The sequence below is a fragment of the Dehalococcoidia bacterium genome, assembly GCA_041653995.1.
Classification (GTDB): Bacteria; Chloroflexota; Dehalococcoidia; order GIF9; family UBA5629; genus CAIMUM01.
This window is the reverse complement of sequence record JBAZEK010000003.1, coordinates 95986-117692: the sequence shown is the minus strand read 5'-3', so window position 1 is coordinate 117692 and position 21707 is coordinate 95986. Positions and strand designations below refer to the sequence as shown.

Annotated in this window: 18 protein-coding genes; 8 read left to right on the top strand and 10 right to left on the bottom strand. The window is 55.2% G+C overall.

Translation table 11 applies throughout. The features are described from left to right. Window positions 1–22: 22 nt before the first annotated feature. The 5 genes from WC359_09660 to WC359_09640 form a co-directional block, all read right to left on the bottom strand. Window positions 23–1918: a gamma-glutamyltransferase family protein gene (locus WC359_09660; protein MFA5400694.1), complete on the bottom strand. Its 1896-nt coding sequence runs from the start codon at window positions 1916–1918 to the stop codon at window positions 23–25. Window positions 1919–1929: 11 nt separating this feature from the next. Then, entirely contained in the window at window positions 1930–3108 is a 1179-nt protein-coding gene (locus WC359_09655) for a M20/M25/M40 family metallo-hydrolase (protein ID MFA5400693.1), read from the bottom strand. Window positions 3109–3146: 38 nt separating this feature from the next. Then, a complete protein-coding gene (locus WC359_09650) occupies window positions 3147–4685 on the bottom strand; it encodes an AMP-binding protein (protein MFA5400692.1) in 1539 nt (512 codons plus the stop codon). A gap of 61 nt (window positions 4686–4746) precedes the next feature. Then, window positions 4747–5376, bottom strand: a complete 630-nt coding sequence (locus WC359_09645; GenBank protein ID MFA5400691.1) for a VTT domain-containing protein — start codon at window positions 5374–5376, stop codon at window positions 4747–4749. After that, a complete protein-coding gene (locus tag WC359_09640; protein MFA5400690.1) occupies window positions 5373–6086 on the bottom strand; it encodes a hypothetical protein in 714 nt (237 codons plus the stop codon). The genes WC359_09645 and WC359_09640 overlap by 4 nt, the downstream gene beginning before the upstream one ends. Before the next feature lie 149 nt (window positions 6087–6235). Between WC359_09640 and WC359_09635 the strand changes: the two genes are divergently transcribed. The 6 genes from WC359_09635 to WC359_09610 all read left to right on the top strand — a co-directional run bounded on the left by WC359_09635 (window position 6236) and on the right by WC359_09610 (window position 11561). Continuing rightward, window positions 6236–6988 (top strand): YebC/PmpR family DNA-binding transcriptional regulator, encoded by a 753-nt coding sequence (locus tag WC359_09635; GenBank protein MFA5400689.1) that lies wholly within the window; start codon window positions 6236–6238, stop codon window positions 6986–6988. Between the two features lie 96 nt (window positions 6989–7084). Beyond that, window positions 7085–7870, top strand: coding sequence for an Ada metal-binding domain-containing protein (locus tag WC359_09630; protein ID MFA5400688.1), 786 nt, complete (start codon window positions 7085–7087; stop codon window positions 7868–7870). Between the two features lie 16 nt (window positions 7871–7886). Further along, window positions 7887–8393, top strand: a complete 507-nt coding sequence (gene ruvC / locus WC359_09625) for a crossover junction endodeoxyribonuclease RuvC (protein ID MFA5400687.1) — start codon at window positions 7887–7889, stop codon at window positions 8391–8393. A gap of 4 nt (window positions 8394–8397) precedes the next feature. After that, complete coding sequence (gene ruvA / locus WC359_09620; GenBank protein MFA5400686.1) at window positions 8398–8982, top strand: Holliday junction branch migration protein RuvA; 585 nt, start codon at window positions 8398–8400, stop codon at window positions 8980–8982. A gap of 169 nt (window positions 8983–9151) precedes the next feature. Next, complete coding sequence (gene uvrB / locus WC359_09615) at window positions 9152–11146, top strand: excinuclease ABC subunit UvrB (protein ID MFA5400685.1); 1995 nt, start codon at window positions 9152–9154, stop codon at window positions 11144–11146. A 64-nt stretch (window positions 11147–11210) separates the two neighbouring features. Next, window positions 11211–11561, top strand: a complete 351-nt coding sequence (locus tag WC359_09610) for a hypothetical protein (protein MFA5400684.1) — start codon at window positions 11211–11213, stop codon at window positions 11559–11561. A gap of 125 nt (window positions 11562–11686) precedes the next feature. Here the strand turns inward: WC359_09610 and WC359_09605 are convergent, their stop codons facing one another. The 4 genes from WC359_09605 to WC359_09590 form a co-directional block, all read right to left on the bottom strand. Further along, window positions 11687–12913, bottom strand: coding sequence for a M24 family metallopeptidase (locus WC359_09605; protein ID MFA5400683.1), 1227 nt, complete (start codon window positions 12911–12913; stop codon window positions 11687–11689). 18 nt (window positions 12914–12931) lie between these two features. Then, window positions 12932–13336, bottom strand: a complete 405-nt coding sequence (locus tag WC359_09600) for an SCP2 sterol-binding domain-containing protein (GenBank protein ID MFA5400682.1) — start codon at window positions 13334–13336, stop codon at window positions 12932–12934. Between the two features lie 17 nt (window positions 13337–13353). Continuing rightward, a complete protein-coding gene (locus WC359_09595) occupies window positions 13354–14319 on the bottom strand; it encodes an alpha/beta hydrolase (GenBank protein MFA5400681.1) in 966 nt (321 codons plus the stop codon). 247 nt (window positions 14320–14566) lie between these two features. Next, complete coding sequence (locus WC359_09590) at window positions 14567–15319, bottom strand: enoyl-CoA hydratase/isomerase family protein (protein ID MFA5400680.1); 753 nt, start codon at window positions 15317–15319, stop codon at window positions 14567–14569. A 175-nt stretch (window positions 15320–15494) separates the two neighbouring features. Here WC359_09590 and WC359_09585 point away from each other — a divergent pair, with 175 nt between their 5' ends. Both WC359_09585 and WC359_09580 read left to right on the top strand, forming a co-directional pair. Beyond that, window positions 15495–16892 carry a CoA-binding protein gene (locus WC359_09585; protein ID MFA5400679.1) on the top strand — a complete coding sequence of 466 codons (1398 nt, stop codon included), beginning with the start codon at window positions 15495–15497 and terminating at the stop codon, window positions 16890–16892. Window positions 16893–16928: 36 nt separating this feature from the next. Beyond that, window positions 16929–17993 carry a DUF2804 domain-containing protein gene (locus WC359_09580; protein ID MFA5400678.1) on the top strand — a complete coding sequence of 355 codons (1065 nt, stop codon included), beginning with the start codon at window positions 16929–16931 and terminating at the stop codon, window positions 17991–17993. Between the two features lie 13 nt (window positions 17994–18006). Here WC359_09580 and WC359_09575 read toward each other — a convergent pair whose 3' ends face one another. Further along, on the bottom strand, window positions 18007–21678 hold the full coding sequence (locus WC359_09575; GenBank protein MFA5400677.1) for a PAS domain S-box protein: 3672 nt from the start codon (window positions 21676–21678) through the stop codon (window positions 18007–18009). Between the last annotated feature and the right edge of the window lie 29 nt (window positions 21679–21707).

Here is a 21707-nt window from a genome sequence, read left to right as displayed (position 1 = left end):
CCTTCAGGCCCGGACTAACCGGTCATCTGCCTTCCGCCCAGGACTCTTCCCTGGGATCGGCCCCGCCCCTCAGCTGCCCCACCTGGTGATCTCTGATTATCGCGTCCGCCGCTCCGTATTTGTTGTCCCAGGTATCGCCAACCTCAATCTTATATCCCATCGACTCAAGCTGTTTGCCGATCTTGTTATATAAGGGCAACTCGAGGCCGATCGTGCCCGGCTTGTATACATGCGGGGCAAAGGAATCGGGGAAGTTGAAGGATTGAAAGCGGGGCTCGTTTACGGCCTCCTGGGGGCTCATGCCGAACACCACGACGTTCAAGAACACCTGCACATTGGTCTGTGTCTGCGAGTCTCCGCCCGGTGTGCCGAAGCTCATAAACAGCTCGCCGTCTTTAAGCGCCATGCAGGCGTTGGGCGTTATGCGCGGCCTCTTGCCCGGCTCGAGGGCATCAGGATGCTGCGGATCCAGGCGGAATTGGTTCATGCGGTTGCCCAGTGTCAGACCGGTGCCCGGAACCATGGGCGTCTGCGGGAAGTCGCTGGGAGTCAACGAGACGGCGTTGCCCTGGGAGTCCACCACGCAGATATAACTGGTGTCCTTGCCGAATTGAAGGCCTGGCGTCTCCGCAGCGACTGTATCGGCGGGACGGGAAAGGCTGGACGGCGCAGTTTCCCCCTGGTATTTCCAGGGATCGCCGGCGGGCGGCATCTTTCCGAACGCCGCATCCGGCGTCATCAGCAGCCGTCGCTCCTGCGCGTAGCCCGGATCGAGCAATCCTGCGGAGGGCACTTTAACGAATTCCGGGTCAGCGAAATAGGCCTCGCGGTCCGCCATGCACAATTCAATTGCCTGCAGCACTGTATGGACGTATCGAGGTGAATTATGCCCCATGCTCTTAAGGTCGATACCGTCCAATATCTGCAATACCATGGGTGTCACCGCGCTCTGGTTCCAGGTCCGGTTGGCGTAAATTGTATAGGGGCCGAAGCGGCCCTGCAGCGGCTTCTCCCAGTGGCCGCGGTAGTTTGCCAAATCTTCGGAAGTGAAAAGGCCGCCCTTTTCCTTGTGAAAGGCTACGATTTTATCCGCTATCTCGCCTTTGTAGAATGTGTCGCGCACCGCCGTCAGCCCCTGCTGGCGCGTGCCGCCTGCGGCCAGGACGTCCTGCTCGGCTTTGGCCATTAGTTCGAGTGTATCCGCCAGATCCGGCCGGCGGAATATCTCGCCGTGGTGAAGCGGACGCCACCACTGTCCGCCCAGGTATACCTGTGAGTTGTACGGCATGAGTACGGTGAATCCGAGACGCTCGATCAGGCTGAGGTTCAGGTTTTTAAGCATGGTATCGTGCACAGGGAATCCCTCGCGTGCCAGCTTGATGGCCGGGGCGCTCAATTCCGTGAAGGATTTCGTGCCGTATTTATCCAGTATGGAGACGATCACGTCGGGCGACGCGGGCAGGAGCTGCGACCAGATGTCCATCTTGGGCACGGTCTTCCATCCGCGTGAGGTGAACAGCTCGATGGTGGCCCGGGCAGGCGCGGTCCCTGCGCCCGTGTAGCTCTCCACCGTCTTCGTCTCCGCATCGTATATCAGTATGGGGGCCACGCCCGGGAAGGATGCCGCCTCGCCGTACGTTACATTAAGAGCCAGCAAAGCTGCCACGGCGCCGTCCACGGCGTTACCGCCGTTCTCCATCGCCTGCAGCGCAGCCTGCGTGGCCCACGGCGTGCCCGTGGCCGCCATGTAGTTATACGAGATGACAGAGGGCCGGTCCACTTTATGCGGATCATTAAACGTCATCGTCTCCCTCGGCCCTTTGGGCAGCGCCAGATAGATGATTCCAAGAATGAGGATCAAACCGGCGATAATCGCGCCGGCCCAGTAGAGGAAGCGAGCGAAGCGTCTTTTTTTCATTTGAATAATCCTTAATAATTGTTGTAGCCTTCGATGTAATTTTCCAGGGCCTTGATCACCAGCTTGAGGTTATCTTGATTTAGCCGTTCCGGGTTATCAGCTGTGCTGTGGAACGAGCCCTCGCCCAAACCGGGCAATCCGGAGTTGCCCACTGTGATGGCAGGTATCCCCGCAGCCATAAAGCGCTGCGCATCGTCGGTGATCGCCGGCCGCGATTCCATCTCCGTGCCGGCCACCTCTTTCCAGGCAGCACCCAGCCGGTCCGCAAGGCCGGCATCGGCTGCATAAAATATCAAGAACTGGCCATCCTTTTTCCAGTAGACCATGGTCCCGTTCTGACCTGCCAGCTCCAGATTCACCAGGCTGATGGGTACGGCGGGCTTGTTTCCCTTGCCGAACCGTTCGAGTATATAAGCGTGCGAGCCCTGTAAACTCACCTCCTCGCCGGAGGTAAGGATTATAGTGATATTGCTGTTTCCAATGTCGACATTTCCGTCATGTATATCTTTGGATAGGGCCAGCAACGCCGCCACCGAGCCTCCGTCATCCACCGACCCGAAGCTCTGCCGGTCGGGCGGTATGAAGATGTAACCTCCGAAGCCCAGGAAAATCAGTCCCCAGTATACGACTACAGCCGCGGCCAGGACGAGTGCAACCACCGTCACGGCTTTTTTCCGCAGGGCTGCATAACGTTTAACGAAAAAAGTAAATATGGATACAGCCAGGCCGATGATAACGGCCAGCGGGATAAAAGCGTATATCTTCGAGCGCTGGATATGGTCCCAGAAATCGGTCTTGGAGTCGTAATGGGCGGCGAAGACCAATTCCCTGGCCGGATTGGGAACCGTAAAGTTCACGATGATGTTTTCTCCACCTTTGGCAACGAGAGCTGTGACCACAGGTACGAATAGCTCAAACTCCAGGATGAGCACCAGGGGAATGGCAAGCGCCGTGATCAGGGCGGCCAGGGGTTTCCTTTTGAACACGAAGATAAACAGGAGAATTGCCAGCAGCAGTACGGTGATGCCGAGCAGCAATTGCATGTAGGGGTGAAGTGTGAATTCCTGAACGAAAAATGGTACACCCCAGGAGGACAGCAGCGCTTTTATATACGCCGCGGTCTCACCCAGCGCCTCGCTGTGGTTGGGGCGTGGAACAGACAGATGTGCCAGTATATCGGCAAGGTCCATAACCACCTCCGTTTTTCCCGTTGCCGCGGTGAATTATATCACGCCTGCATCTGCTCTTTGATAATGCGGCGTATCTCCCTTTTGAGTATCTTGCCCAGGCCGGTCTTGGGCAGCGACGGCATAAAGAATATTCTGACAGGGACTACGAAGTGATGCAGGTGCTCGCCCAGGTATTTGAGCAACTCTTCTTCCGTCGCCTGCTGGCCCGGCTTGAGGACCACCGCCGCGCCCACGTTTTCCCCGTAAGTCGCGTCCGGTATGGCGATAACGGCGCATTCCATCACGGCCGGGTGCTTGAACAGCCAGCCTTCGGCCACACCCGGATCAATATTCTCGCCTCCCTTGATGATGAGGTCCTTTTTCCTGCCCGTGATGTAGAGTTCACCGTCTTCATCCATCCTTCCCATGTCACCCGTGTGAAGCCATCCGTTTTTAATGGCCTCGGCTGTCTCCTTCGGTTTGTTGAGGTAACCTCTGGTCACAATCGGACCCTTACAGATGATCTCACCGTCGTTGCCGCGCGGGACCTCATTCTCGTCATCATCCACTATCTTGAGCGCCAGGCCGGGCATGGGGAATCCCACGCTGCCCGGTTTGCGCGGCCAATCCCTGCGCTGCCTGGCGATCGAACCGCCAACCTCGGTGCAACCGTAGCCCTGCGTTATCTGCTTGTGAAAAACGGTCTCTGATTGTTTCAGCGTTTCCATGGAGAGGGGTCCGCCCGAGCAGATAAGCAGGTCCATGAACGAAAGGTCGTCCTTCTTGGGGTCCGCCACCATCATCATGAATATCAGCATGGTGGGTACGACCGGTATGACTTTGACCTGATATTCTTTCAGCGCGTCCAGCACCTTTCTCGGGTCGAAAGGCGGCATGAGGATGTTGACAAACCCGGAGAAATAGCCTTCCAGGCAGCTGAGGACGCCGTAAATATGGTTCATAGGTATGGTGGTCAGCAGCGGCTCGAGGTGGTTGCCCCCCCAAACCGATGTGCCGGTCTTCATCTGGGATTCCAAGTTATAATGGGTCAGCATCACGCCTTTGGGGAACCCGGTAGTGCCCGAGGTGTACATGAGTATGGCCATGTCATCTTTATCCACATCGGTGATATCGGCATTCCCTGCTTGCTTGATCAAATCGCTGTAGGGAAGGATATCAGTCGCCCTTTCCTTTCCGATGAGTATTATTTTCTCAATGTTCTTGAGCCCTGCGGCCGCTTCGCGCACCTTGGGGAGCAGCACGTCCTCCGTGATGACCACCTTGCAGGCGGAGTCCTCCAGTATGTACCGGATCTCGGCCGGCGTCAGCATGTAGATGATGGGCAGGTAAGCCGCTCCCATCCGGTTGACGCCGTTCATTATCGCGGGTATCTCCGGGATATTGCTGATTACCGAACCTATGATATCGCCCTTTTTGATGCCTGCCCCGCGCAGGCCCGTCGCCAGCGCACGGGCCTGGTCCAGTATCTGCTTGTTGGTCCACGATTTCTCACCCTCCGGCCCCAGGAAAATGAACTGCTTGTACTCTCCGTACTTCCTGACATTGTCGTCCAGCCAGCGCCCGATGTTGTTGCTCATCCTGCCTCCTCCGTATTTTATTTAGGATATATCTTTTAATCCGATTAAATCGGCTCTTTAATCAGGTTGGAAACACATGGATGCCCCAGTAGCCAAGGTATGAGAAGAGTATATGCTTGGGCAGTCTCCCGGCCGCGCCAACCAGCAGGAATTTCCACAGAGGATACCTCAGCGCACCCGCCGCCAGCCCCGCAATGTCGAACAGCGGGTTCGGCAACAGAGAAAGTATAAAGATGGTAAGGCTGCCCCATTTTTTCATCCATCCTACCACTTTTTCGTATGTCGCTGTATCGGATATAGCCATCCTGCCGCTGTATCCTAATAAATAGCCGGTGATTTCGCCCAGGGTGGCGCCCAGGCCTGAGGCTATGCCGATCCAGAGTGGGTCCCAGGGATTGACCGACAGCGTCCCGATGAGCGATGTCATGGCAAGCCCCGGTATGGGTATCACCAGCGTTGCCGAGGCGGCCGCAGAGATAACGAAGATCCCGATGTATTTGAGGCCGGGATATTTAGCCAGCCATAAGGCAAAGGAAGCTATATTCTCTCGCTGCCAGACGATAATTGCGACAAGCGCTATTGCCAGCACCAGTGAGCCGAGCTGGAGAAACCTGTCCTTGTTCCAGAAACCGGATCTCGACTGAGTGGTATCCTCCGGCAACCGCGTATCAGCTTTCCTATCGTCGCTCATATCTTGGGCAGCAGTTCCGCGTATTTCTCGGTACGGCTCAAGCCGGCTTCGGACTGCACCAGCCAGGTCATCCAGCAGAGTTCGATAGCCCGGTATCCGGTCCGAGGGGCCAACTTTTCCACCATCCTGATAAATTCCAGGTCGCCGTCGGGACGTTCCATGCCGGCAGTATCAAGTATCTCATAAATTACTTTTTTAACAATTTTGTCCGGCATGATGGTGTCTACTCCCCCCATCATCCGCAGGTACTGGTAGGTGTTGATGCCCACGCCGACGATGCTTCCCACGGGATCGGATTTCCAGCCTTCCAGCGGTGCATGCTTAGCCCAATGTATCAGGGCATCAAGGTCGCCCAGCCTGTTGCGAACCTGTACGGCCAGCAAATGGGCTGCAATCTTCCTGGCGACGTGCCAGGAACGCGCATTTTTCCATATTGTCTGAAGCTCGTCCACATCGGCGGTTACAAGGTCTTCCAGCGTGAGGATGAGGCCTGTTTCGACGTAATTTCGGCGGAAAAGTTCGACTTTGGGAACGACCGATTGAAAATAGTTCAGGCCGATCGAGTCGAATGCGGCGTCGATGACCATCAGCAGTGCGCTGCCGTGCCAGCGGGCGCTTCTAAGACAGCGGTCGCAGTGTTCGTGCACCATCGGCGCCCGATACATATAGCTTTCGACCGTTGCCTTCAATAAGTGACGCTGATTTTTCACGCCTGCCCCATGTCCACCCTGAATAAGATTTTGAATTATAACATGCCGTCGTGCCGGCCTGTGAAAACAGCGGGTTATCCTGTTGCACAATGATTGTAATATGTTTTATTCTTAATACACAAAGGAAATATGTTCTGCGAGGGGTAAATATGTCCGGACATTCAAAGTGGGCGCAGATTAAGAGGCAGAAGGGTGTGGCAGATTCCCGGCGGGGAGCTATGTTCACCAAGCTCACGCGCGAGATCATCATCGCTACCAGGCAGGGCGGTCCCAATCCTGAAGGTAATTTCCGCCTGAGGCTGGCCATTCAAAAAGCGCGCGACAACAATATGCCCAAGGATAATATCGAGAATGCCGTCAAGAAGGGGAGCGGGGCGGCGGAGGGTACTACTTTTACGGAGATGGTAATGGAAGGGTACGGTCCAGCCGGTGTGGCCATCCTTCTCGAGGCTATGACGGACAATCGCAACCGCACGGTCTCGGAGATAAGAAGCACATTCGTGAAATACAATGGAAACCTGGGAGAGAACGGCAGCGTCTCCTGGATGTTCGAAAACACGGGCGTCATAACCGTGGACACGACAGGTATCGATGCCGATGAACTGGCGCTCTACGCCATAGATGCCGGCGCCAAAGATGCCAAAGAAGATAAATCGCTGCTCGAAATATATACCGACCCTAAAGAATTCGAGAACGTTAAACTGGCTGTTGAAAAACGAAGAAAACCCGTCTCCGCCGAAGTGACCATGCTGCCCAAGACCACTGTTTCCCTGCCGGAGAAGGAGTCCCTGCAGACGGTGAAGCTGCTGGAGAAGCTGGAGGAGCTGGATGATGTCCAGCGTGTGTTCTCCAACCTCGATTACAGCGATGCGCTGATCGAAAAATTAAAAGCCGAAGTATAGGTCTTTTGTTGGCGGTGTTACCGGCGCAGATAAACTTTAATGCGCTTTTCTTTGTTATATTACTGAGATTATTATTCAGGAGGGTAGTTCAGGATTATGAAGGGTAAATTCTCTCATTTGCTTATGGCTCTCATACTGCCTCTGCCGCTTTTGCTGGCGTCGTGTATCAGCTGGCCGTTCGGGGGGAGCGCTCCCACGGTAAACTCATTTACAGCCAGCCCTACGACGGTTTCGTCGGGTAGCTCCTCTGTTCTCAGCTGGAGTGTATCCAACGCAACCGCGTTGATCATCGACCAGGGTATAGGCTCGGTCTCCGCCGCCGGCAGCTCAACAGTAACGCCCGCTGCCACCACCACTTACACGTTAACCGCAGTCAATGCCTCGGGAACCGTTACCGCATCAACTACCGTCGCGGTGGAGAGCGGATCCACCACCACCACAACCACAACAACGACATCGCCCGCACCGTCAGGCCCTCTGCCGGTTGCGCATATCTATGTGAACCCCGGCGCCATTTCACCGGCGGGGACGGCTGTATTGAGCTGGGATACGGCCAATGCCTCCAATGTAAGCATCAACCACGGTATCGGGCCTGTAAGTCCGTCCGGATCGCGCAGCGTATCTCCCAACAGCACCACGGTTTATGTCATAACCGCCAGCAATGCCGTGGGTACGGTGACTGCCTCCACGCAAATCGTGGTTGGGCCATCCGGTACGTCTGCTAATAACTGGTTGGCCAGCACGTATACACGCGAGTACCACTGGCCGTCATGCAGCATAGCTCAGCATATACCTATGCCGTCCCGTGTATGGTTTAACACCGTCAACCAGGCTCAGGCCGCCGGCTATCACCCTTGCCCGGTCTGCCATCCGCCGAGATAAGGTTGGGATGTGAGTATTGCGAGTATTGGGCATTGACCCCGGCACGCTTAATATGGGCTATGGGGTTGTGGAAGAGCAGGACGGAAACCGTTTAACCATGGTCGGCTGTGGTGTCATTTCTGCGCCGCAGAAGCTGCCGGTTGAGCAAAGGCTGTGCCTTCTCTACGAGGGACTGATCAAAGTCATCGCCGATTTCCGGCCTTCAGAGGCGGCTGTAGAGGAGCCTTTTGTCGCCGGCAACGCGCGCTCCGCCCTGGCCATCGGCCGGGCTCAGGCCGTGGCCATACTCGCGGCGGCGCAGGCGAAATTGCCCGTTTCACGCTATATGCCCACCCAGGTCAAGCAGCTCGTGACCAGCTATGGCAGGAGCGGCAAAGACCAGGTGCGGCAGGTGGTAAAATTACAGCTGGGTGTCAGCGATCTGCCCGAGGCAAGCGATGCCGCCGACGCTCTGGCCGTAGCTATCTGCCACCTTAACCAGGGACACCTCAACCGTGTGCTTAAACGGGGATATCAGGAGTGAACATATGATCGCCGCAGTAGAGGGAACACTCGTCAGCCGGGGCGCCGGCACCGTGATCGTCAAGGCAGGCCCCCTCAGCCTGCAGATCAATGTGCCTGGATCCACAATAAGCAAGCTGGGCCACCCCGGCAGCGCGATTATGCTGTATACGCATCTGTACGTGCGAGAAGACATAATGGCGCTCTACGGTTTCTCCTCCGGGCAGGAGCTGGTGCTTTTTGAGCAACTGATTACGGTCAGCGGCATCGGTCCCAAGGTTGCGCTGGCGCTGTTGACCGCACTAAGCGCCGATCAGATCGCGGCTGCCATCATCGGCGGCAACGCCGATCTGCTCAGCCAGGTCCCGGGCATAGGCAAGAAAACGGCGGCGCGCATTATACTTGACCTCAAGGGCAAGCTGGAGAAGGGATGGGAGGGTGACGTAATGGCGGCGGTGACGGATTCCGACAGCGACGCCGTGGCCGCACTCACCGGGCTGGGGTATTCCATCAGGGAAGCCTCTCAAGCATTGAGCGCTGTTCCACAGAAGGAAGGCATGAGCGTGGAGGAACGCGTCCGTCAGGCGCTGCAGCAACTGGCCAAGAAATAGATATCTTTTATCGGATTAGCTATAATAGTGCGCCGCCGCGGGATTTTGCCGCGGCGCCCCCGGGAGGGTGAAGGCCTTCCTTTCAGATAGCCCCTCCAGCTTTACCGGTGGGAGGGGTGTTTGCGGCAGAGTTTGGTTTTTAATCGCCTGAATTTATAATTAGATGGCTATGCCTCCATTCAAGATCGTCTCCGACTTCGACATGACCGGCGACCAGCCGCAGGCTGTGGATGCGCTGGTGCGCGGCGTTGAGGCCGGCCACAGGCACCAGACACTGCTGGGTGTCACCGGCAGCGGCAAGACCTTCACTATGGCCAATGTTGTGGCCAGGCTACAGAGGCCTACGCTGGTGATGTGCCACAATAAGACGCTGGCCGCTCAGCTCGCCACCGAATTCAAAGAGTTTTTCCCGGAAAACGCCGTGGAATACTTCGTCAGCTATTACGACTACTATCAGCCCGAAGCTTATATACCCAGGACCGACACCTATATCGAGAAGGACACCGATATAAATGAAGAGATCGACAAGCTGCGCCACGCGGCCACACGGGCCCTTTTAACCAGGCGCGACGTACTGATTGTCGCGTCGGTATCCTGCATTTACTCGCTGGGGGAGCCGGAAGAGTATCAGAGTTTTGTAGTGAATGTGGCAAAAGGACAAAAGATCGAACGGAATAAGCTGGTGCGCAAATTCGTCGATATGCAGTACGAGAGAAACGATATGGACTTCCAGCGTGGCAGGTTCCGCATCAGGGGCGATACTATCGAAATACTACCTGCCTACGAGGAGATCGCCATCCGTATCGAGTTTTGGGGTGACAGCATCGAGAGAATTATGGAGATAGACAGCCTCACCGGTGAACTGTTGGTGGAGAAAGAATCGATAGACATCTTCCCCGCCAAACACTTTGTGATCTCGGCTGAAAAACTGGAGACGGCCGTAGCTGATATCAGGGCTGAGATGGCTGAGAGGGTGGAGGAGTTCAACCGGCAGGGCAAGTTGCTCGAGGCTGCCCGCATCGAGCAACGCACCAATTACGATATCGAGATGCTCATGCAGCTGGGTTATTGCAGCGGAATCGAGAATTACTCCCGCCATCTGCAGCGCCGGCCGCCGGGCAGCGCGCCCTGGACGTTGATTAATTATTTCCCCGAGGATTTTATCCTGTTCGTCGATGAGTCCCACATGACCCTGCCGCAGGTGCGAGGCATGTACGGCGGTGATATGAGCCGCAAGAAAACACTGATCGATTACGGCTTCCGCCTTCCCTCGGCGCTGGATAACCGCCCTCTAAATTTCCCGGAGTTCGAGAAGCTGATCAAGCGGGCTATTTATGTTTCGGCCACGCCCGGGCCTTATGAGCATGCCAACAGCCGGCAGGTGGTGGAGCAACTGGTCAGGCCCACTGGATTGCTGGAGCCGACCATTGAGATCAAGCCCACCAAAGGGCAGATCGATGACCTCATCCATGAGATCAAGACACGCGTGGTCAAAGCTGAGCGCTGTCTGGTGACCACGCTCACAAAGAAAATGGCCGAGGAGCTGGCCGATTATCTGAAGGAGATGGATGTAAAAACACATTACCTGCACTCGGAGGTCGATACGCTTGAGCGCGTAGAGATCCTGCGCGACCTGCGCCTGGGAGTGTACGACGTCGTGGTGGGCATCAACCTGCTGCGCGAGGGGCTCGACCTGCCCGAGGTAAGCCTGGTGGCTGTACTCGACGCCGACAAGGAAGGATTTTTAAGGTCAAGGGATGCGCTGATCCAGACCATGGGCAGGGCGGCCAGACATGTCGACGGACATGTGATCCTGTATGCCGATAAACTGACCGGCTCCATGAGCAGCGCCATCGAGGAAGTGTACCGCAGACGCAAGATACAGGAGGATTTTAATAAGGAACACGGCATAACGCCGCAGGGCATCAAAAAGGCGGTCAAGGACATAACCGAGCGGGTGAAAGTGGTGGCCGAGCAGAGAGGGAAATACGATGCCGGACACGTGCCGCCCGATGAGGTCGCCAGATTGATAAAGGATTTTGAGACCCAGATGAAAAAAGCGGCTAAAAATCTGGAATTCGAGAGAGCCGCTTTATTACGTGACAGGATAGTGGAACTGAGAAAGGACGAGGAGCTTTACTCCCCGTTCAGGAAAAAGAAGTAATAGTCGCGCATTGCGGCTATAATATTGATATCAGATACACGTTAATAAGGCAGGAGGTGAATTTATGGAGAGTAAATGGCTGTCAACAACAGCCGGCATCCTGGATATAATCGCCGGCGTCTGGGCACTGTGCGTTGTGATCGCCCTTTTTATCATGGGGGGCATTAGCAGCGTTATACCTGATATCCCGGCCTGGGTGTCTACTGTCCTGTTCAGCATAGCCATCCCCATTATCATACTGGCGATCCTGGCAGTGGCGGGCGGCATAGCGAACATCGTTAAGAAGTCGTGGGGATTCGCCCTGGCCGGCTCGATCGCTGCATTCTTTTGCAGCTTCACTTTTTTCTTCTGGGGTTTCGTGCTGGGAGTGCTGGCCATCGTGCTCACGACTGTAAGCCGCAGCGAATTCAAGTAGCCGCCACCGATATGTAGGGGCGGATTTTTAAACCCGCTCTGGAAAGCGGGAAATAATGTAGGGGCGGACCTTCAGGTCCGCCCGAATTGCGGGCGCAGCTAAAGCAACGCCCCCACGGCAAGCCCCTACACTACATTGATACTGAGCGGGAACCTGGACATTGCCTCGCAGTTCTTCTCTTTTATCAGTATGGGATTTTCGTAGCGGAAGCCGATGTTTTCCTCTGGACAGGCGTACTGCACGGCGCAGATCAGCATCTCGTTCTTCTTGTAGACGTGCTCAGGATTGGTCCAGTACTGGAAGGGGCCGTCGTTGAGGCCGATGCGCCATTCGTCACCCATCATGCCGATTCCGTGCTCGAATCCGGGCACCAGGTAATCCTGGAAACCCCTCTCCTCCGCGAAGGCCAGCATCTCGTCGGCCAGTCTGGTGGGTGTGATGCCGGCCTTGTAGGTGATAAGCACCTGCTTCATGAGGTCCACGAAATTCTTGGCGTGCCACATCTGGCGCTTGGTGGCCTTGCCCAGGAAATAGTTATGCGAATGGTCGCCCAGGCCCAGTCTGTACATGGCGTGCAGGTCCACCATCAGGGGGTCTCCCGCCTTGAGTTTCCTTCTGCTCGCGGGTGTGCAGGCGCCCGCGGCGAGGCCGGACCTGTAGCCGGAGGCGATCTCGTTGCCGCCCGTGAATGACCATTCCCACTCGCTGCCAGCCTTGCGCATGGCGTAGGCGGCCAGTCCCCCCACCTCGGTCTCAGTCATCTTCTGAAAGCCGCCGTTTTTAATCGCATCGTACACAACCTTATGCCCGACGTCGACTATACGTGAAGCCTCGCGGAAGCGGTTGATGGTGCCTTCGTCCTTGATGAGAGAGAGCCGGTCGATTATATCGTGGGCATTCTTGAAAGTGGCTTTGGGCATCGCAGCCTTGAGCATAACGAACTCGAAAAGGGTGAGGTGCCCCTCGGGCAGGTAGTTGCCCATGCCGGTCTCCATGCCTATAACACCCTTTCCTCCCTTCAGGTAAGGCTTCATCAGCATGCTCAGCAGGGCTACCTGGTCCTGTCCGCCCATCGGACCGTAGCCGATGACATGGTCTCCGTCCAGCCAGGACTCGTCAGCCACGCGCGCGGCGTCGATGACGAATGTGACGGCTGTGGGCAGTCCCTCGGGAGGGATAACGACATAGGTGCGCCAGGGGCAGAAGGCGTCGAGTATCCATGACATGGTGCGCAGGCGCGAGCCCAGGTAAACGTCGATGCCCAGTTTGGCCATTTCCTTCTGGACGGCCTTGACTCTCCTGGAATTATCTATGAAATAAGGATCATCCTTGGCCAGTTTCTTTTGCGGCATTTCTCAGTCCTCCAGCTTTTAATACTCCGTTGGAACGGTGGCGATGACCTCGTTCAGCCGGTCGACGGTGGGAGACAGGGTCAGCGCCTTGACCAGGTTACCTTTGAGCAGCATCTTGCCGGACATGAGCGCGGCGCGCGCCTTGAGCTCCGCCCGCGAGATTTTAGCGAAGACTTCATAATCGGACGTGATGGAAAACTCGGCCTGGGGCAGTTTGCCTTCCACGATGGAGACTGTTTCAACTACCCCCTTCACCAGCTTGTAATAAACGGCCCTGGTCTTGCCGTCCGGGCACTTGTTATAGATGGTAATCATCGATGATGTGATGTTCTTCATTTTCTCGGGTGTAAGGGTTTTCTTGCATCTCCTCGCGACCTCATCCGCCCACTCCTTGCTCAGGTACTTGAATTTCTTTTCAGGCATTTAGGACCTCCTATATATTATTGCTGCTTTAAAAAGTCCAGTATCAGGCTGTTGACCTGGTCGGGCACTTCCACCTGGGGATCGTGTCCGACACCGTCAAGCTGCTTGAATTCAACTCTGGGCAGCGCCTTCTGCATGGCCTGCACCATCTCAGGCGAGATGTCGCTGTCAGCCGTGCCCCAGATCAGCAATATCCTGTGGTTCTGCTGCCCGACCTTTTGGTAGTCGTCCGTGTAGTCAGCCCATGCATCGCTGCGGACTGCGGCCAGCGACGCCTTCTCGAAGCCCTTGAACCGGGTCTGGTCCTGGAACTGCCTGGCATACTCCGCAGCTTTGGGCGATTTCTGCATGAGCTGGGCAGCGCGTTCCGACATGACCTTGACTGCTATCAGCCGTGTGAGGAACTCTCCCAGCAAGGGTATCCTCATCAATTTGAAGTTAGTATCGTTTTTGAGCGAGTTGATCATCGGTGCAATCAGCACCAGGTCCTTGACCCGGTCGGTGTAGCTGGCTGTGAAGTCCACCGCCATGGCTCCGCCCATGGAGACGCCCACCAGGTCCACCGGCTGCTTTATCTTGAGCGCGTCCAGCAGGTCCAGGAGCTGTTTGCGATAAAACGCCTGGCTGTAGTCGCCATCCGGCCTGTCCGAGTAACCCCTCCCATACATGTCGTAGCGAAGTACCCGGTAGCCGGACCTGGCAAGTGCCTCAACCTGCGCGTCCCACATGTACATAGGTATGGTGGCGCCGTGTATTAATACGACAACCTGACCATCCTCGGGCCCTGTCAACTCGTAGTGTGTTACCCCTTCAGGGAGCTTGACGTATGAGCCGCCCGCCTGAGCGCGGGCCGCATCGTCGAGATCCTTTGTCTCGACATTTGCCGTGGCGTAAAGCGAAAGAGGTGTGATTATAATGAGAAGGATGACGACGCAGATGATGATTGCAGTCCACCAGCCGCGATGGCTTTTAGCAGATGACATGGATACACCTCCCCTGATTCGCTTGCGCTTAGTTTATATTCGTTTCAACTGTACGTCAAGATATCAAAACGTGAGTCATTGCGAGTAATGTAGGGGCGTACCTTCAGGTGCGCCCGCATCAAACCTGTCATTGCGAGCATTTTTTTCCACTTCGTCATTGCGAGGCCGAAGGCCGTGGCAATCTTGTGTTCCCGCGATCACGCACAGGATTGCTTCGTCGCTTCGCTTCTCGCAATGACAATTATTATTACTTGACGAATTTCAGCAGCCTATCCAGGCTGTCGGTGATCTCGAAATCGCTGCCGAATTCCAGTTCGAGGCTTTTATCCAGCGTCATGTTCTCGTTGGCGTTGTAGAGTTTCTTGTAGGCTGCGATGGACTGGGCGCTGTTGCCCATAATCTTGTTCGCCATAGTCTGCAATGCTTCTTCCAGCTTATCTCCCGGCACCGCCAGGTTTATCAGCCCGATACGCTCGGCCTCCTTAGCGGTGACGGCCTCGGCTGTGAAAGACATCTCCTTGGCCTTGAGATAGCCGATTCTGCGAGGCAAACGCGCGCTCATGCCCCAGGTGGGCCGCAGTCCCCACTTGGCATGCGTATCGCCGATCTTGGCGTCCTCTGAGGCTATTATTATATCGCAGGCGAGCATGATCTCAAGCGCGCCTGTGAAGCAGAAGCCGTTGACCAGATTGATAACCGCCTTGGGAACTGATCGTATGGCATCTATTAACTCTCTGGCAGGTACATCGAGGAAGTCGCCCACTTTGCCGTTGACCAGCTTGGCATCGCCCATGCCTTTGAGGTCGACACCGGCGCAGAAGGCCCGGCCGGCGCCGGTCAGGACTATGACCTTCACCTCAGGATCGTCGCCCGCTGTGAGTACAGCCGCTTTTATCTCTTTAAGCATGGCGAGAGTAAGCGCGTTCATGACCTGCGGACGGTTGAAGGTGATCCTGCCTATGCCTGCGCTGACATGGTATGTAATGGACTCATATGCCATGATATTCCTCCTCGATTAAGGGTGACCTCTACCACCGTATGCGGCGATAGTAATATAGCACATTATTCAAGGCTTTGACACCGGGCGAAGCGCAGTAAGATAATAAGTCCCACAGCCGTTTTGTCGGCGATACATGCTGAGATCCCGGTTCACTGATAAACACAGGAGGCATCCGATGACCCGTTTCGCTACGCCAGACTTGAAATACCTTTTTAAGCCTCGTTCGGTGGCCATTGTGGGGGCCTCGAAGGACGAATGGAAATCCGGCGGCATGTTTATCAACAGCATGCTCAAAGACAGCTATGCCGGCACCATTTATCCCATCAACCGCAGGGAAAGCGATATCATGGGCCTGAAGTGCTTTCCGGATCTTTCCTCCATACGCGGAGAGGTCGACCTGGCGGTGCTGGCCATACCGGCCCGCTCCATACCTGAGGCTATGGAGGACTGCGCCCGCAAGCGAGTGAAGTTTGCCGTAGTGCATGCGGTGGGCTTCAGCGAGATGGGAGATGAGGGAAGGGAGGCGGAAAAGAGGATGGTGGCTATCGCCCGCAAGGGTGGCGTGAGGGTTATCGGGCCCAACTGCATGGGCGTCTTTACATCGCGGGGACGCGTGAATACGGTTGTCCCCTATGCCAGGATGCCGCTCGATCCCGGCGGTGTGGGCTTCGTGGGCCAGAGCGGCTGGGTGGCCGAGATTATGCTTCGCCTGGGCAGCGCAAGGGGTTTGCGCTTCAGCGGTATCATCAGCATCGGCAACCAGAGCGACCTGACACTGGAAGATTTAATAGCGTACTGGGGGAACGATCCTGACACGAAGGTTATCACCGCATATGTCGAAGGGCTGAAAAATCCACAGCGCTTTTTAAAGCTGGCACAGGACATCTGCCCGCATAAGCCCATCATCGTCTGGAAGGGCGGCAGTTCGGAAGCGGGCGCCAGGTCGGCTGCTTCTCACACAGGATCGCTGGCCGGCAGCTACCAGGTTTTCCAGGCCATGTGCGCTCAGACGGGGATTGTACCTGCCTACGGTATGGAGCACCTCATCGACCTGGCCGTGGCTTTCAGCTGTCCCGTTCTGCCGCCGGGCAGGGATATCGGATTGTTGATCGAGGCCGGCGGAGGGGCAGTGGCTTCGTCGGACGCCTGCACCCGGGAGGGGCTTAACATCAGGCCGTTTCCCGCGGATATTCAGAATAAACTGGCCGAGTACCTCAAGGACAAGGTGCCGCCGTCCAAAAACCGCAAGAATCCTGTGGACCTCGTCTGGGCGCCCATCGGGGGCGCGGCGAAGGTATACGTCGATTGCCTGGAGATGATCATGCCGCATGTGGACAGCTGCCTGGTAATCACCTATGTGTTCCTTCAGGACGCCTGGTTCCGCCAGAAGCTGGTGGAGCTGCGCGACCGTCTGAAGAAACCCATTGTGCTGATACCCGCCAATCCGCCCGACCAGCTGGATGGCTTGATACTGGCGGCCATGGACGGCATACCCACCTACGTCATGCCCGACAACGCCATCAGGTGCATCGGGTCCATGGTGCGCAGGGCGGAGCGCATGAAACAGCTATAATGTAATGCCTTGAGAACGGCAGCAGGAGGGCGAGAGATGAAAGAGATAACCAAAAGCGGGCCTTTGCTGGACGGGCAGGGAAACCTGGTCGATTACGGGTGGGCGCGGCAGCCGCTGCTGGATGCCAATTTAGAAAATGTTAATATCTACGCGCTTAAGTTTCTACAGCCGCTGCGCATCAAGCGCTGGCAGTACTTCGGCATTACCACGCCCACGCATTTTTTTTCGTTCACACTCAGCCATGTCGGCTACCTGGGTCCCGTCTTCGCCTACGTGCTCGATTTCAACACCGGGTGTTACCAGGAGCAGACGCTGAATATCCCCCTGGGCCGCGGGATCGTCCTGCCGCGCAACAGCACTTCAGGCGATTGCCGCTACGAAAAAGGCGGCATGTACGTGCGTTTTTACATACCGGATGATAACCGGCGCAGGCTGGAGATCAACTGGCCCGGTTTCGGCGGGTCAGGGTTGAAGGCTGATGTGGAGCTATTGCTCAGGGAAGGGCATGAATCTGTAGTTAATATATTTCCCTATGAAAACAGGCGTTTCTACTACACGCGCAAGGTCAACTGCATGCCTGCGAAAGGCGCCATCGAGTATGGGTGGGCCGAAACAGCAGAGGGCGGTGATAAAAAACTGAAGTTATATCACATCAGCCCCGATGAATGTCTGGGGACGCTGGACTGGGGTGCGGGAGTGTGGCCGTATCGATCATTCTGGATCTGGGCCAGTTTCTCCCGGTTCCTGCCGGATGGACGCAGCATCGGGATAAATGCCGGTGGCGGCATCGGCAACGATGCCGAGCTGAGCGATAACGCAATCATACTGGAGGGGAAAGTACACAAATTGGGCAACGTGGACTACAAGTACGACAATACTAATTTTAAGAAGCCCTGGCTGATGACCTCGTCGGACGGGCGGCTTGAGCTTGAATTCAAACCTTTCTTCGAGCGGGTGGCCAGGACCGATGTTGGTCTATTGGCCAGCGAGGTCCATCAGATGTTCGGCCGCTACAGCGGGACGCTTGTCACCGACACTGGAGAGAGAATAGGGATTAATAACCTTATCGGCTGGGCGGAGGAGCACCACGCCCGCTGGTGAATGATCACACTATTCACGAAGATTCAACCGGGCTAAACCAGAATCGGTCGTTATTGAAGAGATCCAGGCAGGCGTCCACTGCAGCTTCGTCGTATAGCTTGCCCCTGTTGATGCTTATCTCTTCAAGGGCTTTGTCAATGCCCATGGAAGCTCGGTATGGCCTGTGTGACGACATCGCCTCCACCACATCTGCAACGATCAGTATTTTAGCTTCAGGAAGTATATCGGCGCCCTTCAGGGCGCGGGGATAGCCTGAGCCGTCCATCCTCTCGTGGTGCTGAAATACGATCTCCGCGATGGGGCCGGCGAAATCTATCCCCATCAATATCTCGTAACTGCCGCGGACATGCGTCTGGATTATCTCGTATTCCAGAGGGTTCAGCTTGCCGGGTTTGCTGAGTATATCTGAAGGCACATAGATCTTGCCGATGTCGTGGATGGTTGCTGCCGTATTGAGGATAGCGATCTGTTCGTCCGGCATATTCATTTTACTGGCTATGGCGCTTGCCAGTTGGGCCACGCGTATCTGGTGGCCCGCTGTAAAGGGGTCTTTCATCTCGACCATCTTGGATATGGCTATTACGGTATCGCGCAAGGTCTTTTCCAGCGCCGCCAGCGTTTGTTCCAACTTTTTCTTGGCCTCCCTGCGTTCTGTGATGTCTCTTGTCTCACCAAGGATGGAAACCGGTTTGCCATTCGCATCCCGTATTAGATTAAACTTGTTTTCCGCCCACAGAGTTGTGCCGTCCTTGCGGTAATACTCAAGCTCCAGCGTCACGATGGGATTGTAGCTCGGGTCGGCCTCTATCCTGGGTAGCTCGGCAAACAATGCTTCAGCTGCTAGATTGAGCGAATCCGGCACGAGGTACTTCTCCAGTGGCATTTCTATAAGCTCCTGTTGCGTGAAGCCCAGGAGCTTTTCCGAGGAGGGGCTGGTATACGTGGTCTTTAAATTCATATCTAAGAGCCAAACGGTGTCAGTAGTGTGTTCCGCCAGCAGACGGTATTGCTCCTCGCTCTCACGAATTGCCTCCTCCGCACGCTTGCGCTCTGTAACATCACGGGCGACTCCACGAAAGCCGATTATCTTGCCAGCCTCGTCTCGCATGGGCAGGGCTGAATTCTCGGTGAATAATCGCGATCCGTCCTTTCTAATTCGAGATACAGAAAATCCAGTGTTCGGTTTCCCCGTCAGGTAGACCTGATTGAATATCTCGTATATGTGCCTCATATCCTCTTTGGATGTGTAAACCCGATAGTTCATCCCTTTTAGCTCTTCTACGGAATAACCCAGCTGATGACAAGTTGCTTCATTGAAGAAGGTCAGGTTTCCGTCAAGGTCCACTTCATAATAGGCCTCTTCAATTTGCTCCAGGACAGTGCTGTATTTTGCTTCCGATTGACGTAGAGCCTCCTCTGCCTGCTTGCGTCTGGTGATGTCTTGCAGGATGGCGTTAAAACCAACTGATTTGCCATCCAGGATAATCGGTGTGGGATTAGTATACAGCCAGGTGATGTTTCCATCTTTGTGGATTATTCTGAACTCGAAGTCAGACCCGGCCGTTTCACCATCTGTCATATTTGAGAGCATTTTCACCAGGGCCGGTGTATCATCCGGATGTATGAGGTTATTTAACGGTTGGCCGATAATATCAGCCACAGTTAGGCCGGCCCACAGGCAGACCGTAGCATTGGTAAATATGAAATTGCCTTTGAGGTCAAAAGAGGCGATACCGGCTCCGGATGTTTCCACAAGGCTGCGATACTTTTCTCCGCTCACGTGCAGCGCCGCTTCGGCCAGCTTGCGATTGGTGATATCCCTGGCCTCACCCAGGATGGACACCGGCTGACCATTTTCATCCCTGATTATGGAGAACTTATTCTCCGACCACAGGGTGCTACCATCCTTGCGGTAGATCTCAAGCTCCAACGTGAGGATGGGATTATATTCCGGGTCAGCAGCTACCAGGGGCATCTCTTTGAGAAACATTTCGGCTGCCAGCTGAAGTGATTCAGGCGTTAGGCGTTTTTCAAAAGGAAGCGCGGCCAGTTCCTCGTGAGTGAATCCGGTGAGCCTTTCTGCGGAAGGGCTCTGGTATGTAGGAGTGAGGTTCATATCCATCAGCCATACGAAGTCGGTGGTATGTTCCGCTAGCAGGCGGTACTGCTCTTCGCTCGCCTGCAGTGCGCTCAGCAGACCATTTTTCTCAGTCAACGAGCGTGCCAGGGCGATATTGCTGTGGCTGAGAGTTGAGATCATGTGAGCAAATTTAGAGTAGAAGCTCATTGAGGTGTCGATAGTCTCTCTGCTAAATCGGGGCACACGCTCGAGCGCTGCGAGATACTCAGCCTCGTTAAACCCGTGTCGACGCGCCTGTGAGCGGAACAGCTCGTAATCCACAGTTTCATCGTCAAATAGAAACTGTCCCAGGAACAGGTTGCCGATATGTTTTCCTCCCACGGTTATGGGTGTCACCAGGTCCCACATATTGTTTTTGCATTTGTACATTTTAAATGTGCCCGGCGCTACCCCTTGGGAGAGCTGAGTATCGCTCTCGATACAGTTCTCACATAACTCAATGTTGGCCCTGTGAAATTGTGTGCATATATCTCGCCAGCCCGTAGAGACGAGGATATTGCCTTTTACGTCGAGTATCCAGGCCGATATATTGGTGAGTTTATGAAAATCATCCATGATCGACTGAATGGCCTGGATATCAAGGATGTCCCCCAGTTCCAGTTTTCCGATATCCCCCTGAGGCGAAAGAATTGCGTCAAGCTTCATCTTGACATGTTTTTCGCTCTCCAGTAGTGCTTCCTCTGCACGTTTGCGCTCTGTGATATCCTGGGCGAATCCTACCAGTCCGACGGTGCGGCCGCTATCGTCGATAATTGGCACTTTATCCGTGCGCACCCATCTAATACCGCTGGCGGATTCATAAGGCTCTTCGATATTCAGTTTGGGACGCCCTGTCCTGAGAACTTCCTGATCGTCGTCAGTCATGGCCTGAGCTACAGGCGCCGAATATACGTCAAAGACTGTTTTCCCCAGTATTTCACCTTCAGACAAATTTAGAGCTTCGGAAAACGTTTTGTTTACGCGGATCATTCTCCCTGCCAGATCTTTATAAAAAATTATTATCGGCGCAGAATCGATAATATGCTTGAATTCACGGCGTTGTTTTTCCAGATCATTCTCGAGTCTCTTGCGTGAGCTGATGTCCCCGTAAGTGATCGCCACGCCGAAGTTTTCCAGAGGAATAGGTTCGGCGGTTACGTTGATCCAGGTGATCTCATCACCGTTTTTAACGATCCCCATTTCCACATTTTCGATGCGGCGGTTTTCGCGCAAAGCGCGGACACTGGCGTATTCTTCGGGCGGCATGGGTGTGCCGTCGGGACGAACGATCTTCCATTCCGGTCCGTCATATTTGAGCTGATCATGCTCATCGCGTGACATGCCCAGCAGGCGCTCGGATTCTTTGTTGGCTTCTATAAGGTTGCCACGGTCATCCGTGATGCTGATGCCCAGGGGGAATGATTCGAAGAGGATCCGGTATTTTTCCAGCGCGATATGCGTTTGTTCCTCAACCTTCTTCTCACGTTTCGCCCGCCCAACGCCCTTTTTCAATGCCGGCTTTGTTTTGCTTTTGCCGGCCTCTTTTTTCCCAGCCCTGCCTGCCATACTTCATATCCTTTACTCGAGGAATGGAT